1 protein-coding gene is annotated in these 270 nt (G+C 44.4%); it reads left to right on the forward strand.

Going from position 1 to position 270, the window contains the following annotated elements; genetic code table 11:
- Positions 1–270, forward strand: a 270-nt coding sequence (locus tag AAEY88_RS13790) for a hypothetical protein (protein ID WP_350563294.1), incomplete at both ends; no start/stop codon positions are given.

Genomic DNA, 270 nt, shown 5'->3' on the forward strand with positions numbered 1-270 from the left:
TGCTTGAACCGGGCGAATTAACGGTAAAAATTAAATACCGTAAAACCGAAAACGCAGAAGCCAAAGCAATGGAAGACGAGTTTTACGGCACAGTTGAAGATAACTCAGAAGCCACAACGCAGTATGCGCTTCATTATCCGGTTGTTGGTAAACCTTCACGCATATTTAACGGCATTATCACCAGCGTTAGCGAACCCCTTGCAGCAGGTGAAGACATGGTGCAAGAGTTTAAATTTAAGTTATCAGGGCCAATTGAGCGTGGTACATGGG

Origin of the sequence: Psychrobacter sp. CAL346-MNA-CIBAN-0220 (assembly GCF_040309805.1) — a bacterium.
Classification (GTDB): domain Bacteria; phylum Pseudomonadota; class Gammaproteobacteria; order Pseudomonadales; family Moraxellaceae; genus Psychrobacter.